At 64.8% G+C, this 16,278-nt stretch carries 16 protein-coding genes; 12 read left to right on the top strand and 4 right to left on the bottom strand.

Features of this window, described 5'->3' with window-relative positions; genetic code table 11:
• The first annotated feature begins 11 nt into the window (after nt 1–11).
• The 10 genes from RM50_RS11160 (at nt 12) to RM50_RS11115 (ending at nt 10,180) form a co-directional block, all read left to right on the top strand.
• Nucleotides 12–1,034, top strand: a complete 1,023-nt coding sequence (locus RM50_RS11160; RefSeq protein ID WP_052260163.1) for a sugar ABC transporter substrate-binding protein — start codon at nt 12–14, stop codon at nt 1,032–1,034.
• A gap of 94 nt (nt 1,035–1,128) precedes the next feature.
• Complete coding sequence (locus tag RM50_RS11155; RefSeq protein WP_052260162.1) at nt 1,129–2,655, top strand: sugar ABC transporter ATP-binding protein; 1,527 nt, start codon at nt 1,129–1,131, stop codon at nt 2,653–2,655.
• 10 nt (nt 2,656–2,665) lie between these two features.
• Nucleotides 2,666–3,649, top strand: a complete 984-nt coding sequence (locus RM50_RS11150) for an ABC transporter permease (RefSeq protein ID WP_052260161.1) — start codon at nt 2,666–2,668, stop codon at nt 3,647–3,649.
• 83 nt (nt 3,650–3,732) lie between these two features.
• Nucleotides 3,733–5,052, top strand: coding sequence for a hydantoinase/oxoprolinase N-terminal domain-containing protein (locus RM50_RS11145; RefSeq protein WP_043452573.1), 1,320 nt, complete (start codon nt 3,733–3,735; stop codon nt 5,050–5,052).
• On the top strand, nt 5,049–6,131 hold the full coding sequence (locus tag RM50_RS11140) for a DUF917 domain-containing protein (protein WP_043452572.1): 1,083 nt from the start codon (nt 5,049–5,051) through the stop codon (nt 6,129–6,131). The genes RM50_RS11145 and RM50_RS11140 overlap by 4 nt, the downstream gene beginning before the upstream one ends.
• Nucleotides 6,124–7,680: a helix-turn-helix domain-containing protein gene (locus RM50_RS11135; protein ID WP_043452571.1), complete on the top strand. Its 1,557-nt coding sequence runs from the start codon at nt 6,124–6,126 to the stop codon at nt 7,678–7,680. Before RM50_RS11140 ends, RM50_RS11135 begins: the two co-directional genes overlap by 8 nt.
• The gene (locus RM50_RS11130) at nt 7,664–8,119 is read left to right on the top strand and encodes a hypothetical protein (protein ID WP_043452570.1); all 456 of its coding nucleotides are present in this window, start codon (nt 7,664–7,666) and stop codon (nt 8,117–8,119) included. The genes RM50_RS11135 and RM50_RS11130 overlap by 17 nt, the downstream gene beginning before the upstream one ends.
• Nucleotides 8,120–8,151: 32 nt before the next feature.
• Nucleotides 8,152–9,426 carry a metal-dependent hydrolase family protein gene (locus tag RM50_RS11125; RefSeq protein ID WP_043452569.1) on the top strand — a complete coding sequence of 425 codons (1,275 nt, stop codon included), beginning with the start codon at nt 8,152–8,154 and terminating at the stop codon, nt 9,424–9,426.
• 80 nt (nt 9,427–9,506) lie between these two features.
• Complete coding sequence (locus RM50_RS11120) at nt 9,507–9,863, top strand: DMT family transporter (RefSeq protein ID WP_043452567.1); 357 nt, start codon at nt 9,507–9,509, stop codon at nt 9,861–9,863.
• Nucleotides 9,860–10,180 (top strand): DMT family transporter, encoded by a 321-nt coding sequence (locus RM50_RS11115; RefSeq protein WP_043452566.1) that lies wholly within the window; start codon nt 9,860–9,862, stop codon nt 10,178–10,180. Before RM50_RS11120 ends, RM50_RS11115 begins: the two co-directional genes overlap by 4 nt.
• Before the next feature lie 5 nt (nt 10,181–10,185).
• On the opposite strand, the gene RM50_RS11110 is transcribed toward RM50_RS11115, so the two are convergent.
• Nucleotides 10,186–10,383 carry a hypothetical protein gene (locus tag RM50_RS11110; protein ID WP_043452644.1) on the bottom strand — a complete coding sequence of 66 codons (198 nt, stop codon included), beginning with the start codon at nt 10,381–10,383 and terminating at the stop codon, nt 10,186–10,188.
• Nucleotides 10,384–10,660: 277 nt separating this feature from the next.
• Between RM50_RS11110 and katG the strand changes: the two genes are divergently transcribed.
• On the top strand, nt 10,661–12,955 hold the full coding sequence (katG, locus tag RM50_RS11105) for a catalase/peroxidase HPI (RefSeq protein ID WP_043452564.1): 2,295 nt from the start codon (nt 10,661–10,663) through the stop codon (nt 12,953–12,955).
• A 76-nt stretch (nt 12,956–13,031) separates the two neighbouring features.
• Here the strand turns inward: katG and RM50_RS11100 are convergent, their stop codons facing one another.
• Nucleotides 13,032–14,276, bottom strand: a complete 1,245-nt coding sequence (locus RM50_RS11100; RefSeq protein WP_043452642.1) for a GAF domain-containing sensor histidine kinase — start codon at nt 14,274–14,276, stop codon at nt 13,032–13,034.
• Nucleotides 14,277–14,390: 114 nt separating this feature from the next.
• On the opposite strand from RM50_RS11100, the gene RM50_RS11095 reads away from it, so the two are divergent.
• Nucleotides 14,391–14,693, top strand: coding sequence for an antibiotic biosynthesis monooxygenase family protein (locus RM50_RS11095; protein ID WP_043452563.1), 303 nt, complete (start codon nt 14,391–14,393; stop codon nt 14,691–14,693).
• Nucleotides 14,694–14,892: 199 nt separating this feature from the next.
• Here the strand turns inward: RM50_RS11095 and RM50_RS11090 are convergent, their stop codons facing one another.
• Both RM50_RS11090 and RM50_RS11085 read right to left on the bottom strand, forming a co-directional pair.
• The gene (locus RM50_RS11090) at nt 14,893–15,102 is read right to left on the bottom strand and encodes a hypothetical protein (RefSeq protein ID WP_043452562.1); all 210 of its coding nucleotides are present in this window, start codon (nt 15,100–15,102) and stop codon (nt 14,893–14,895) included.
• Between the two features lie 81 nt (nt 15,103–15,183).
• On the bottom strand, nt 15,184–16,002 hold the full coding sequence (locus tag RM50_RS11085; RefSeq protein WP_043452560.1) for a response regulator transcription factor: 819 nt from the start codon (nt 16,000–16,002) through the stop codon (nt 15,184–15,186).
• Between the last annotated feature and the right edge of the window lie 276 nt (nt 16,003–16,278).

Raw genomic sequence — 16,278 nt, 5'->3', positions numbered from 1 at the left:
AAGGACAGACCGTGAAAATCACCAAGCGTCCAGCCGCAGCGATGGCCCTCATGAGCCTCGCCCTGCTGACCTCAGCATGCGCCCCGCCCGCCCAAAGCAGCACCACAGAAGCAGCGGCTGCCCGTGCAGACCAGAAACTCAACGTTGGATTCTTCGGTTTTGCCAAATCCAACGGCTTTGCCCAGGGCACGTACCTCGGCGTGGAGCAGGCGGCCAAAGCCAACAACGCCAGCGCCACCTTCGTGGACTCCAATTTCAGTGCCCAGACGCAGGTCCAACAAATCCAGGATGCGGTCACCTCCAAGCAATTCGAGGTGATCGTCGTCCAGGCAAATGACAACCAGGCCCTCATCGCACCTTTGACCCAGGCCGTACAGGCGGGCATCACGGTGGTCGTTGAGTTCTCGGTCATCGGGCCAAAGTTCGACACCATCCAGCCGCAGATCCCTGGTGCCATCAGCATCGTCGACCTGCCCACCCGCAACGGCAAGGTGCTCGGCGAGATGGGCAAGGAAGCCTGTGCCACGGTGCCGGGCGACACGTGCAAGGTGGCCTACCTTGAAGGCTTCAAGTCCCTGCCCCTGGACAATGCCCGGACCGATGCAGTGAAGGCGGAACTGGCCACCGATCCGAAGATCAAGCTCGTGGCCAGCGTGGAGGGTGGCTACACGCAGGACGGCGGCCGCCAGGCATTCCAGAACGTCTCGCAGGCGAACCCTGACGTTGACGTGGTGATCGGCGCATCCCAGGCCATCACCGGGGCCGCCGCAGCCGCCGGGAATAGTGGCATCAAGTTCATCGGCAACGGCGCATCCGTTTCCAACGTGGAAGCGGTCCGGTCCGGCAAATGGTTCTCCATCTACGTCAGTGACGTCGTTGCCAACGGCGCCAAGGCTGCCGAACTGGGGCTCGCCAAGGCGCGGGGCAATCAGGTGGAAACTGCCATCGACGAAGCCAGCCTCTCCCCCAACAACGGCAAGGGCACCAAAGAGGCACTTGATGCCTTGAACTACGTCTCAAAGTACTCCGACTAGTCCCCCTCCCGCGGGCAACCCCGGGGCCGGAGCCTGACCGCTTCGGCCCCAGGGGACCCTGACCCTAAAGTCCCTTCCATTTCCAGAGGTCAACATGGCTATACAACAATTGGAAAACCGCGAGCATGCCGGCCGGAGGACCGCCCCGGAGATCACCGTCTCCGGAATCGGTAAACGTTACGGTGCCACCACGGTCCTGAAGGACGTCACGCTGTCGGTAACCCCCGGGGAAATCCACGGCATCATGGGGGAAAACGGCGCAGGAAAGAGCACACTGCTGAAAATCCTGGGTGGTGCCATCATGGCGGACTCCGGCAGCATGGAATTGGACGGACATCCGGTCAGGATCACAACGCCCCGGGATGCCATCGCCCACGGGATTTCGCTCATCTCCCAGGAACTGGCACTGATCCCCAACCTGTCGGTGCTGGAGAATGTCTTCCTGGGCCGCTGGTCGAACAGGGGAAGCCTCCTCCACCCGAACCGGGACGGCGAGCAATTTGCCCGGCTGTTGGAAGAGACCGGTTTTGACCCGGACCCCCGGGCAACCGTGGGGAACCTCCCGATCGGACAACAGCAGCAGGTGGAAATCCTGAAGGCCCTCGCCCGCGGGGCGAAGGTGCTGTGCATGGACGAACCCACGGCGGTCCTTAACGAGGCCGAGAAGGAAAAACTCCTGCAGGTCATCAAGAGACTGGCCCGCACCGGAACCACAGTCCTCCTCGTCTCCCATTACCTGGAGGAAGTCCTGGACCTGGTGGACCGGGTGACCATTCTGCGCGACGGACAGCATATCGTCACCGAAGACGCCGCCGGCCATACGCCGGAGTCGCTCGTGCGGCTGATGGTGGGCCGGGAGGTGGACTTCCTCATCCCGGAGGTTCCACAGGTTCCCTCCGATGCTGAGACAGTTGTCCGGGTCACCGGACTGACCAGCGCCAAGGTCAAGGACATATCGTTGGAGGTCCGCCGCGGAGAGATCCTGGGCATCGCCGGGCTGGTGGGCAGCGGCCGCAGCGAAACCCTGCTCGCCGTTTTCGGTGCTGACCGGGCCACCGGCGGCAACGTCGAAATCAACGGCCGCCGCATCCGCCCCAGCTCCATCAGGGACGCCATCAAGGCTGGCATTGCGCTCATTCCCGAGTCGCGGAAGGAACAGGGTTTGGTCATGTCCCGCTCGACCGCCGAGAACATCGCCCTCTCCACCCTGCCCGCACGATCATGGGCCGGCTTCGTCAGGGCACAGTGGGAAAGGACGGCCGTCAGGGACGTCAGCAAATCCGTTGACCTGCGCGGCGCCCGCCCGGGACAGCCTGTAGCCAACCTGTCCGGCGGGAACCAGCAGAAGGCACTTTTTGCCAAATGGCTGCTGAACCCTCCGGCGGTGCTGCTGGTGGATGAACCAACCCGGGGAGTGGACATCGCCGCCAAGGCCCGGATCCACAGCATCATCGTTGAACTGGCTGCGAAGGGCACAGCAGTCATCGTGGTCAGCTCCGAGCTCGAGGAAGTGCTCGGCCTGTCACACCGTATCCATGTCATGAGGCACGGGCGCATAGTTGCCGAGTTCGACCGGAACGCCTCCCGCGATGAAGTCATGACGTCCGCTTTTCTGAAATAGGTGAATCCACATGACCACAACCACAGTTGCCGTGCCGTCGACGGCAGAAAAAAAGTTCAATCTGAACCTGAAAGACTTCGGTATCGTTTTTGGCCTGGCCGCCATCATGCTGTTCCTGGCCCTGAACACCGGAACATTCCTCACTGGCCGCAATTTCATCAATCTGTTCGACCAGGCCGCCGTGGTGGGGCTGCTCGCCGCGGCAGCCACGCTATGCATCATCAGCGGGGTCTTTGACCTCTCCTCCACCGCCACGCTCGCGGTCTCCGCCATTTCAGGCGTGATGCTCACCCAGCATTTCGGTGTTGCGGCAGGGTTCTTCGGGGCTTTGCTGGTGGGCGCCCTGCTGGGGACGGTTACCGGGCTCATCGTGGTCAGCACGAAGGTCAACTCGTTCATCGGGACGCTGGCGGTAAGCATCATTTACCGGGGGGTGGCGATTGTCATCACCGGCGGCGCAATTGTCGCACCGCTGCCTGACCAGCTCGCCTCCTTCCAGACCTGGACCTGGCCCAGCCTCTTCGGCCTCACCGCCGGCTCGGTATTGATGCTGGCCATGACCACGGTGCTGGGAATTGTCCTCTGGCGCACCACCTTCGGCCGCAGGATCTACGCGGTGGGCGGCAACCAGGAAGCCGCACGTCTCAGTGGCATCCGTACGGGTTCAATCCACATTGCCGTCTTCGCTATCAGCGGCCTCTGCTCGGCAATGGCCGGGATGATCCTGGCCTCGCGTGCTGGCTCGGCCCAGCCGGCCATGGCCATCGGCATCGAACTCACGGCCATCGCCGCTGTGGTTATCGGTGGCACCAGCATCCTGGGCGGACAAGGCGCCATGTGGAGGGCATTCGTGGGAGTCATGATCCTCACCGTCATCAGCAACGGTTTCAACCTGCTGCATTGGGATACCACTTACCAGCAGGTGGTGACCGGCGTCCTTATCCTGGTGGCCGTTGCAGCCGACGGATTGTTCTTCCGCAAAGCCACCAGATGACTGTCCAAGGTGGACCCTAGAGATATGACACGGATGCACCGCGGGCCAGGGGCCCGGCAGGAAGTTGAACAGGAGGCCCGGCAATGCGGATAGGACTGATGCTCCAGGGCAGCAGTTGCCGGGCGCTTGTTCTGGAGGGACGCTCCGTCATCTCCCTGGCCGAACATATGAAGGCCGGCAGCCTGGCTGAAGCGCTGGACCGGGTGCTGTCCGCGTTACGCCAGCAGTTCGGAGGCCGGATCACAGACATAACGGCCGACGTAGGAAACGTACTCGCCGCGGGGCACCCAGGGGACGTGGTCGCTATCCGCATCTCTCCCCGCCCTCCGGCTGATCAGTTCCACAACACCAAGCTTCCTGCACATATCGAGCCTGCAGTCATCAGGACTATGCATGTCCGCGGCGGCCACGACCTGCGGGGACGGCCGCTGGCGCCGCTTGACCTGAAAGCATTCCTGCTGGAATTGCCCTCCATCCTGTCTCCAGGCGTCAGGAACGTAGCCATCACCGCCGTCGGTTCCACCGCCTCCCCGGAGCACGAAACCCGCATCGCGGATGCCATTCTGTCCAACAACAGCGGCATGCGGATCAGCATCTCCAGTGATTTCTACTCAAGCGTGTTCCGCGACCGTGACTACACGGCCGTCCTCAACAGCGCCCTGATGGAATCGGGCGAAGAGCTGGCGGCAATGCTGGAAGAGGCAGGAAAGCGTCACTTCCCCTCGGCCACCCTCTCCTATGCCAGGAACGACGGCGGGCGGGCACCCCTTGCGCGGCTGGCGGTAGCCCCCGTGCACGCCCTTCGTCCGGAACCTGCCATGGCACTCCTCGGCGCCGCAACGCTGGGCGGGCTGCGTGACGGCGAAGTGGTTGTCTGCACCGATCAGGGTGTGCGCGTCGGAAAGATGCGCGGCGGTCTTCCTGTTGCGCGCAGCCTCATCCGGCAGGGGTATGAAGCGAGCCTCGCCACCAACGCCGCCATCGTGGAACCATACACGGCCAACCATCCAGTCCGGCCCGACATCCCGTCAGTGGTCGCCGACATCCGCACCAGCCAGGACACCGCGCTTGAGTACAACCTGGTGCCAACACTTCCAGTTGCCCGGGATCTGGCCCTCATAGGCTGTGCCGCGACACCGCTGACGGCGTGGATCGACAGGCTTGAAAGGGTAAGCGGACAGGCGGAGCTCCAGCGAGTGCAGCACCGGGCCGAGGAGGAAGCGAGCTCGGGTGCAGTCCAGCTGGGCGCGAGTCCCACGGACACCCGCATCATTGAATCAAACGTCTTCGCCATGCCATACGGGAACCCCGGAATCGTCCGGATCCGGGTTCAGGCCGCGGGTGGCAGGTCCGGCTCTGAGGAACGGGCGCCGACCGCTCATGCCGTGGAGGCCACGGCATGAGCACCATTCTCACGGCCGACGACGTGGCGCACCTCCGAACCGGCGCCCATTTCCTGGCCTGCGCCATCGATCCCACCGCCATCCACGTCTACGCTGGCATGATCCAGGAGGCAATGCAGGACCGGTCCGTCGAGCTCATCACCGTGGAGGAACTCGCCCCGGAGGATCTAGTGGTGGCTGTCGGCATGGTGACCCAAGGACTGTTCATTGCTGACATGCCACCCGTGGGAGACGAATTCACCGGCTGTATCGAGGCCATCGAAACCAGGCTCGGACGCAAGGTGCGGGCCATCTATTCACTCGCCGCCGCCAACATCAACGGAATCATTCCGCTGATGGTGGGGCTGCAGTCTTCCCTTCCTGTAATCGACTCCGATCCGATGGGGCGCGTCTTCCCCCTGATCAGCCAGACCACCTTGAACATCGGGGGCGTGGCTATCGGCCCCATAGCGCTCATGGGAGTGACCGGTGAGCGGGCGCTGGTGGAGGCGGGTGATCCGCAGCGCGCTGAGACGCTGGTCCGCGCTCTCGTCACCGAGCTCGGCGGCTGGGCCGCCACCGTGATGTATCCATGTTCTGCGCGGCAGCTGGCAGAGCATGGAGTCCACGGCTCCATCAGCCGGATGATCCGCATAGGAGAGATCCTCGACGCCGAAACCTCGGCGGAGAGCAAATTCCTGTCACTTGCCGACTTCCTGGGCGTGACGCGGATTGCACGGGCGCGGGTGAGCCACATCGAAGGTTTCTCCCGCCCCACTGACCTGGGACTGCCGGCCCAGCCCTCCAGTGTGACGCTGGAGGATGAAACCACCGGGCAGATCATCCGGCTGGAGATCCAGAATGAGATTCTGCTGGTGCTCGTGGACGGTGCCGTAGCAGCGGCCGTCCCCGACATGGTGACACTGCTCAACTCCGAGCACGGCTCCGTGGCCAGCCTCGACGACCTCAGGTTAGGCAACGTCGTCGATGTGCTCAAACTCAACGCCGCGCCGCAATGGTATTCGGAGGCGGGGCTGGACCTGGCCGAACCGGCTGCATTCGGCATTCCGCTCAAGCATCCAAGGCGGCACCATGGCTAGGTCGAGGAAGGACACGGACACCCGGCTCGATGTTGCGGGCCTGCTGGCGCACGGGTCGCTGCGCGGCACCACCCCGCTGTATCTCACCCCCGCCAGTGCTCTGATTGAAAGCGTCGTTCTGGTCTCCCAGCTCGAGGCTATCCAGCGGGTGCGGCCGAACACCGTGGTGGTCCTCTCGGCAGAAATGGGCTCGGGTGGATGGCTCGTATCGGCCGCACTGAGGCATGCGTGGGAGCGGCGGGCCAGTGCCGTCGTCGTCGCCGGGAGCACCTATTCCAGTGCTGTGATCGGCCTGGCTGAGCGGCTGGGCATCACCCTCCTGGCGGCGGAAGGAAACCCCGCCGGAGTCGCGTTGGCTTTGGCCGCTGAAATCGGTGCCGCCCTGTCCGTGGTGGATGCCGAGCTCGCCCGGTTCGCCCGCGCCGTGGCCAAGGACACTACGCTCAGTGACGTCCTCAAGACCATCTCCGGTGAACTGGACGGTGTGGGCGTCTCGCTGGAATACGACGGCATCGTCCTCGCCTCAGCCGGCATTGCCCCGCGGGACCCGGCAGAGGTCATCAAGGTTGACGTGGGCACTGCCAACGCCGCCGCCCCTTCGGCCCTCACCGCGCGCGTACCGGCCTCCGGCGTCCTCAACCTGCGGCTGGTCCGTTCGATCCTGGAAGTGGCTGCCCCTTCCGTGAAGGCCGCATGGTTGATGGGCAATTCGAGGGGCGCTGCCCGTGCCGTTCCCACCGCGGCACTTGCCGGGCTGGACCAAGGCCCAGGTTCTTCCGGCACGGTCTTTGAGGAAGACCACCGGCACCTCCTCTCACAGCTTGGGTGGCGCCGGCACGAACGCTACACCGCTGTGTGGTTCTGCCGCAGCGGCGGCATGCACGCGCCCGGAAACGACTTGACCGCTGTGTTGCGGCTGCTCTGGCGGAAGGTCGCTGCACGCAGTCCCCTGGCGGAGGTCGACGGCGGCTGGCTGGCACTTGTTCCGGCCGCGCACGAGGCAGTTGTGGCACAGCTTGAACTCCGGCTCAAGGCACGGCTCCAGCCTGCCTTGGCCGAGCTGGGCCTGGTGGCCGGCCTGTCCCGCTGGGCGGAGGAGGCTCCACCGCTTCCGTCCACTATTCAGGAGGCACGGCTGGCTGCTGTCTCCGCCCTGTCAGCGGGACAAGGCACGGTCCTGGGCTTCGCCGGCCTGGGCGTAGCCGCAGCCACCACATTCGTCGACAGGGACGCTGTGGCCCTGGTGGCTGAGCTGACCCTGCCAAGGCTGATGGCCTCCCCTGACAGGGACGCGATAGTGGCTGCGGTAGCAGCATTCCTTGCTCACCGCGGGTCAGTAAGCGTGGCTGCGGCCGCCCTCGACGTGCACCGCAACACCCTCCAGGCCCGGCTGACCCGTGCGCGCGAGCTGGGCGTCCCGTTGGACAATCCGTCCGAGTTGCTGTCCGTCCATCTGATCCTGGGCGTGCTGCAGGCGACAGCACAAGGAAAACAAACTTTCAAAGATCCGCACCTAACCAGAAAGGACTCCAATGAGTTCCCAGTTTGAATCCTTCGACGACGTCTACGCCTCCGCCAGGGAGAATGTCGGCGTCCGTCTCTTCACTGCCTCCGTCATCGCCGACGAAGGCAGCAGCATGGCGCGCATCTACACCACCCACCCCGAGGTGTACCCGGTTGGCGGAAAGAAGACCCTCGAGGGCGACACCAACCCCGTTTGGCTGGAGCAGGTCCTCATCGGCCAGCAGCCGTTCCTGGGCGCTGACAGGGAGGCGGTCAGGGCTTTCTTCTTCGACTCCGGAATCATCGAATCGCTGGGATGCGGCGCGATCGTCAATGTTCCGGTGGTGAGCGGCGGCCGTACGATCGGCTCGATGAACTTCCTGGCGCCCGAAGGCAGCTATGACCAGTCCTCGGTGGACGCCGCCGTAGAGGTTGCGAGGCGCTCTGTCCAGCTCCTCGAAGACGCTCTGGCAGCCACCAGCTAGCGGCGCCCTGCAACAGGAAGGAAACACTCCACGTGATCCCCAACTCCCAGGGAAACCTGACCATTCGGAACGCCAGGATCTTCGACGGCGAATCCCCCGCACTCATTGAGGGCTCCATCATTGTCCGTGACGGCAGGATCACCGCCGTCGAAAGCACCGACGAAGGCAGTGGCGCCGGAATCGTACTCGACGCGGGCGGCCGGGTGGTGATTCCCGGCCTCATCGATGCCCACTTCCATGCCTATGCGCTCAGCCTGACGTCGGCGATAAACGAAACCGGGCCGTTGAGCTACTCAGCTCTGGCCGGTGCCCGCAGGCTTGAGGCCGCGCTCGGCCGGGGCTTCACCTCAGTGCGGGATGTGGCCGGGGGTGACGTAGGCCTGGCAACTGCGATCGAGGAAGGACTGTACCCCGGTCCCCGGTATTTCTTTACCGGTCCGGCGCTGAGCCAGACCGGCGGCCACGGCGACATCCGCGCCGCGAACGATGGAAGCTGCTTCCATGGCGGCCACATGTGCGAGGTGGTGGACGGCGTCGAGGACCTGCTGCTGGCGGTGCGCCACCGGTTCCGGACCGGCGCAACGGCCATCAAGCTCATGACCTCCGGAGGAGTGATTTCTCCGGTCGATCCGATCCGTGTGCCCCAGTACAGCGCGGCGGAAATCCGCGTGGTCACCGAAGAGGCATCGCGGCGGGGCAGCTACGCCACCGCGCACGCCTACTCACCAGAAGCCATCACGCACTCAGTCCTCAACGGAGTCCGCTGCATCGAACACGGCAACCTACTGGATGCTGAAACCGCCCGCCTCATGGCGGAACATGACGTCTACCTCGTGCCCACGTTGGTGACGTACGACGCGATGGGCCGCCGTGGAGCGGAAATCGGACTTACCGAGGTGGGCGCCGCCAAGAACCAGGAAGTGCTGGCCGCCGGCAAGAACGCCGTCACACTGGCGCGCGACGCCGGTGTCCGGATTGGCTTCGGCAGCGACCTCATGGGTGAGCTCGAGGATGAACAGCTGGCCGGGCTTCGCCTGCAGTGCGAAGTGCTCGGCGTCCACGACGCACTCCGCTCTGCGACTTCAACGAACGCGGCACTGCTCCGGCGCGAAGACCTGGGCCGCATCGCGAAGGGGGCATGCGCGGACTTGGTGATACTGGACGGCAATCCCTTCGAGGAGCCCTCAGTGCTCTGGGACGAGAGCCGATCCCGAACGGTTATCAAGGCGGGGTGCATTGTGTCTCCCAACGGCCTTCCGGACGGTCGTGCGACCATGGACGAGGCCATCTGCGGCGCTCACGCCTGATGGCGTACCCGCGGGACTGCCGCTGCTGTCCATCCAGGACAGCAGCGGCAGCCTCGCCACAACTTTTCAAGGACTGATGGATGAAGTGGATTTTTCTCGCCGGGGCGATTCTGAGTGAGGTGACGGCATCCCTCTCCTTGAAGGCGGCCCTGGACAATCCGGCTCTCTTCGTCGTGGTGGTTATCGGGTATGCCGCCTCCTTTGCCCTGCTCGCAGGAGTCCTCCGCAAGGGGCTGGGCCTTGGCGTTGCCTACGGCTTCTGGTCTGCGCTGGGAGTAACCCTCACGGTGTTGCTGGCCGCTGTCCTCTTTGGCGAAGCACTGACACCCCTGATGATGGTCGGTGTCGCCATGGTGATTGGCGGGGTACTGTGCGTTGAACTCGGCCCACGCAAAGAGGCCGCCGACGAACCGGTGAAGGAGTTGGCCAGCCGATGATGTGGCTGTTGCTGGCCGGAGCGATCCTGACCGAGGTCACCGCCACCCTGTTCCTGCGCGTGGCCTCCGGTGGCAAGCGGCGCTGGTACCTGCAGGTCGGCGTCGGCTACGTCGTGGCCTTCACGTTCCTGACGCTGACCCTGCAACAGGGCATGGCCCTCGGGGTTGCCTACGGAATCTGGGCGGCAGCCGGCGTGGCGCTGACTGCCGTGGCCAGCCGCATCTTCTTCAAGGAGACCATCACAGCCGTCATGATGCTTGGACTCGGCCTCATTATCGGCGGCGTCCTGCTCATCGAACTGGGCGCAACGCACTAAAGGCGCTAGTACGTGCCCGTCGCATCAGGTTCAATGGCCCACGCCAGGCGGTGCAGGGCGCTTGCCAGCCGGCCCCGGAAGGCTTCCCGCCGGGACAGGCCGGGCTTCTTTGCCCGGACCTTCCTCGGCGCACGCGGCAGGGCGCTGGTGGCAGTATCGTCGCTCCTTGCAAGGAAGAGGGCAACAAGGCTTGAACCGTCCATGAAGTTGTTTCCTGAAATTTTGAAGGTCTCCACGCAAGGGTGGGACGGAATGGTTGGCGCGCGGACCAGCCCCCGGAATCCGCACTTTTGATTATGAAATAAGGCGGCGGAAGTCCCACAACCGATTGACCAACTGTTACGGACCGCTAACTCAAGCGGAGGAGGCCGGCGCTGAAAGAGGGGTCTCCTCCGCACCTCCGTCTATGTTCCAATGGGAGGGTTGCACCGGCTGCCCGAGTCCAACCGCGGCCTCGGCCCAACGGAAGGAGAAAAGCACATGACCGAACCCCAAGACCATCCCCCGGTCCCCACTCCCGGGAGCGCACAGGGCCTGGACCAGAAGGTTGAGGGCGGGTGCCCGGTGGCCCATGGCAGTGCCACTGCCCAGGGCAGCGAGAGTGAAAACCCTGCCATCGATTCGCCCCAGCCCAAAGGCACCCGGCCACGGACCCTCCAGGATTGGTGGCCCAACCAGCTGGACCTCTCCGTGCTGCACGCCCACGGCCAGGCCAGCAACCCCCTTGGCACCTCCTTCAACTACCGCGAGGAATTCCAGAAGCTCGACGTCGAGGCCCTCAAGCGGGACATCACCGAGGTCCTGACCACCTCCCAGGACTGGTGGCCGGCGGACTTCGGCCACTACGGCGGCCTGATGATCCGCATGAGCTGGCACGCGGCCGGCACCTACCGCGTCCACGACGGCCGCGGCGGAGCGGGCGACGGCGGCCAGCGGTTCGCGCCGCTGAACAGCTGGCCGGACAACGCCAACCTGGACAAGGCCCGGCGGCTCCTCTGGCCGGTCAAGCAGAAGTACGGCCAGAAAGTCTCCTGGGCCGACCTCCTGGTCCTGGCCGGCAACGTGGCCTTGGAGTCCATGGGTTTCACGACGTTCGGCTTCGCCTTCGGCCGTGAGGACGTGTGGGAGCCGGAAGAGATCTTCTGGGGCCCCGAAGACGCCTGGCTGGGCGACGAACGCTACATCGGCGAAGGCCAGATGGCGGAGGACGTCGGCTCCACCGAAATGGGCCTGATCTATGTCAACCCCGAAGGCCCCATGGGCAATCCGGATCCGGTGGCGGCGGCGGCCTTTATCCGCGAGACGTTCAAGCGGATGGCGATGAACGATGAAGAGACCTTCGCCCTGATCGCCGGCGGCCACACGTTCGGCAAGACCCACGGCGCCGGGCCCGCCGACGCGCACGTGGGCCCCGAACCGGAAGGCGCCAACCTGGAGGCGCAGGGACTGGGCTGGCTCAGCACCTATGGCTCCGGCAAGGGCGCGGACACCATCACCTCGGGCCTGGAGGTCACCTGGACGGACAAGCCGACCCAGTGGAGCAACCGGTTCCTCGAAATCCTCTTCGAGTACGAGTGGGAACTGGTCAAGAGCCCCGGCGGCGCACACCAGTGGGTGGCCAAGGACGCCCCGGAAATCATTCCGGACGCCCACGACCCCAACAAGAAGCACCGCCCCACGATGCTCACCACCGACCTGTCGCTGCGCTTCGACCCCGTCTACGAGGAAATAGGCCGCCGCTTCCTGAAGAACCCGGACGAGTTCGCCCTGGCATTCGCCAAGGCCTGGTACAAGCTGCTGCACCGTGACATGGGTCCCGTGGGCCCGCACATGCTGGGCCCCTGGGTTCCGGAAGCCCAGCTGTGGCAGGATCCCGTTCCCGCCGTCGACCATGAACTGGTCGATGACCAGGACATCGCCTCGCTGAAGGCCAAGCTGCTGGATTCCGGCCTGACCATCCCGCAGCTGGCCGGCACGGCCTGGGCGTCGGCCGCCACCTACCGCAAGACGGACCGGCGGGGCGGCGCCAACGGCGCCCGGATCCGGCTGGAACCGCAGCGCAGTTGGGAAGCCTCCGAACCGGAAGAGCTGGCAACCGTTCTTCCGGTGCTCGAAAAGGTGCAGGAGGAGTTCAACTCGGCCCAGGCCGGCGGCAAGAAGGTCTCACTGGCGGACCTGATCGTCCTGGGCGGCGCGGCCGCCGTCGAAAAGGCAGCAGCCGACGCCGGGTTCCCCGTCACGGTGCCGTTCCGCCCCGGACGTACGGACGCCTCGCAGGACCAGACCGACGTCGAATCCTTCCAGTACCTGCAGCCGCGGGCCGACGGGTTCCGCAACTACCTGCGCCCCGGGCAGAAGCTTCAGCCGGAAACGCTGCTGCTGGACAAGGCCTACATGCTGGACCTTACTGCCCCGGAAATGACGGCGCTGGTGGGCGGCATGCGTGCCCTGGGCACCAATGTGGGCGGTTCCAGCCACGGCGTGCTGACGGACAAGCCGCAGGTCCTGACGAACGACTTCTTCGTCAATTTGCTCTCGCCCGGCACCAAGTGGAAGGCGTCCGAGTCCGGCGAAAACATCTACGAGATCACCGACGTTGCCAGCGGCGAACTGAAGTGGACGGCCACGCCGGTGGACCTGGTCTTCGGCTCCAACTCGCAGCTGCGGGCCCTCGCCGAGGTCTACGCCAGCGACGACGCCAAGGAGAAGTTCGTCAACGACTTCGTGGCCGCCTGGACCAAGGTCATGGAGCTGGACCGGTTCGACCTGAACTGATCCCAGCTAAGAACTGAACAGGGACGGGGCCGGCTGCCACTGCAGCCGGCCCCGCCTCCGTGTGGCCGTTAAGCGTCTAAGCGTCGTCGGGGAAGCTGATCACGGCCGTGGTTCCTCCGCCGGGAGTCTCCTTGAGGCTCAGCTCCCCTCCGTGCGCTTCCGCGATCCGGCGGCAGATGGCCAGGCCCAGCCCCGAGCCCTGCCCGTCACCCTCCCGGTGCAGCCGGACCAGCGGCTCCAGCACGCGCTGCCGGTCCTCCGGCGCTATCCCCTTGCCGTTGTCGGCCACTACCACCGTTGATCCGTGATAGTTCGAAGTGCCGCTGATCCGCACCGCCAAGTCCCGCTCCGGGCTCTGGTAGTTCACCGCATTTGCCACCAGGTTTTGCAGCAGGGTCCGCAGCTGGCCGCGGTCCACCTGGAGCGTCATGTCCCCGCTGTCCAGGACAGCGTCGGGGCCAAACGGCAACCCCAGGTCCCTGGCCACCTCGGTCGCCACAGCCCGGAGTGACGTGCGCTGGCGCTGGATGCCTCCGCCCATCCGGGAATAGGTCAGGACATCCTCAAGCATGCGGAGCATCCGGTGCCCACTGGAGCCAATCAGCTGGAAATACTCGGCCGCCGGGTGGTCGCTGCCCACCTCGGGGTCGTCCTCGCCCATCTCCACATAGCCCAGCATGGTGGTCAGCGGTCCGCGGAGGTCATGGCTGACGCGGCCGGCGAACTCTGCCAGCTTGGCGTTGCTTTCCCGCACCTCCTCCAGCGCGGTGTTCAGCTGCAGGGTGCGCCTCTGAAGTTCCAGGAGCTGTACCGCCTGGCGGGCCAGGATCTCCAGCATGTCCAGCTGGTCCTGCTCCGGCGTGCCGGCCGTATTGGAGAAGACGCACAGCGATCCGAGCACGAACCCCGACGCCGTCTCCAGCGGCACCGAGGCATAAAACCGCACGGCAGCGATCTCCCCGGTCACGAAGGGGTTCGATACAAGCCGGGGGTCCTGGGAAGCGTCGGGAACAACGGTTGTCCTCCCCGAGAGGAAGACCTGCGCACACATCGAGTCCTCCCGCGCGCATACGGCTGCTTCAAAGCCGACGGCGGCCACCTGGCGTTGCTCATCCGATGTGACCACGTTGATGACGCCGAAAGGGACACCACAGAGCTTGGCGGCCAACTCGACCAGGTTCTGGAGGGGTTCCAGGGAAAGTTCCACAGCGGGGTACCGGGATGCCTCTGAGGCGGAGGACGCCAGGCCATATTCCTGCAGCAGTTCGTCACGGTTCGCCGCGTCCCTGAGAGCAGTCCCAGTGGAATGAGTGCCCGCCAAATTCCCGTCCCCCTTTCCGACCACAAAAGGGTCCCCGGAGATCGTACAGCCCTGCCACAGCATCCCGGGAATGCGCCGGCCCGGATCCCACAGTTGACCTGCGAAAATAGGGCGGTGATCACCGAACATGCGCTGCTCCCCGTCCTTCCGGGCCGGGACGTGGAATTCGAGGCTGCTTTTGAACTGGCCCGGCCGATTATCGCTTCCATGCCGGGCTTCGTCTCGCTGTCGCTGTCCCGCTCCATCGAATCCCCCGGTACCTATTTGCTGCTGGTCACGTGGGAGACCCTGGAGGACCATACGGTGGGTTTTCGTGGATCCCCGGAGTATCAGCAATGGCGGGCGCTGCTGCACCACTTCTATGAGCCGTTTCCGGTCGTTGAGCACTTCGAGGACGTGGCCCCTGCCGCCCGCTGAGGCAGCCCTGGTGTTGGGGGGAAGCCCCCGCGCGAGTCAGGCTCCAGCGCAGGGGCTTCCAATGCTTCCTGCCGGGGAACTGACCGGAAGCGCTTTAAAATTACCGGCCAGTAGGCAGGCAGCTGCACCAAAAACAGCACCTTCGGTCAATCTTGAGCCAACCTTGAGCGGCTGCCTGGTCCATCGGTGCCGGCGGGGGTCAGTCGTCCGCCGCGCCTGCGGCGGCGTCCGGGTCCTCCTCGGGCTCGAAGGTGTTGGGCTCGGCACCATCGGAAATACCGACGCCGTCCTTACCGCCAGGGATCCCGCCGTCGGCCTTGCCCTTGCCGGACCCGTTCCCGGCGGCATCCGCCGCCGAACCCTCCTGCGGATCTTCTTCGGGCAGTGAATCAGGTGAATTGATGGACATCGCTCCTCCTTCAGTGGCTGGGCCTCCACGCTAACAGCCGCCACGGCAAAAGGCGCCGGACTTCGGCGAGACTTTTCCCCGTCACTGGGTCAGGCGGTACCCCACCCCACGGACGGTTTCGACCCACCGGGGCCGGCGGGAACTGTCACCCAGCCGGCGCCGAAGGTTGCCAAGATGAACTTCCACCGCCCGTTCTTCTCCCGAGCTGACGAATGAGCCGGTGTTGTACGGTTCATTGCGCAGCCTGCGCACAAGGTCGGCCTTGGTTTGCACCGTCCGGCCGTTTTCCATCAGCACCAACAGCAGGTCGAACTGGGTGCGGGTCAGCTCCACCGGAACGCTGTTGATGGCCGCCTGCCGGGAGTCCTCGTGCAGGGTAAGGCCTTTGTGGGCAAAGTCGTAGCCGCGGTTCGCGGCCTTGCCTGCTTCTGCCAACCCCTCAGCTGCGGGCATCGCAAGCGCAGGGTCCGTCGGCCGGGCCGGCGGGCGGAGTTCGGGCGCAAGGCTTTCCGGCCGATGTGGACCCTGGGTCCTGGGCCGGCGAAGCATGGCCCCGATCCTGGCCCGGAGTTCCCTGGGCCGGAACGGCTTATGCAGGTAGTCGTCCGCGCCGGCCTCGAAGCCCATCAAGGCATCCGCCTCATCCACCCGGCCGGTGATGATGATCAGGTAGGCGTCACTGAATGTGCGGATCCGCCGCGAGGCCTCAAAGCCGTCAAAGTCAGGCAGGCCCACGTCCATCAGGACAATGTCAGGGTGGCGGCTGCGCACAGCTTCCACCCCGTCCTTGCCCGTGGAAGCGGTCTTGACAGCGAAGCCCGACTGCAGCAGGACGTCCGTCAAAACGGTGCGCACATCGTCGTCGTCTTCCACCACCACGGCAACGCCGCGCTCAACCATCCATGCCCCCATTTAAAAAGTTGTGATTGCCGGCCACCTTCAGAATGCGGCACTGCCCGTGGGACCTTTTGGTCCTTGCATGGGCAGCAGCCCATGGCTTCCCTGACCGGGACAACAAACTGCCTGAAAGGAATTCGAAGTCAAATGGTGGTTGGATGGCCGGCGAATCGCGCCGTTGCGTCCTTAGGACATTACCCAGTTGGCTGCTTGAAAAACCATTCTTTCGGTTACTGTGCGCCAGCCTTGAGCTTGATTGATAAATGCGCGTTCCTTGAG

It is taken from the genome of Pseudarthrobacter phenanthrenivorans, assembly GCF_000813845.1.
Taxonomy (GTDB): Bacteria; Actinomycetota; Actinomycetes; order Actinomycetales; family Micrococcaceae; genus Arthrobacter; species Arthrobacter phenanthrenivorans_B.
Note: the sequence above shows the minus strand (reverse complement) of the source record. Positions and strands in the feature narration are given on the sequence as shown.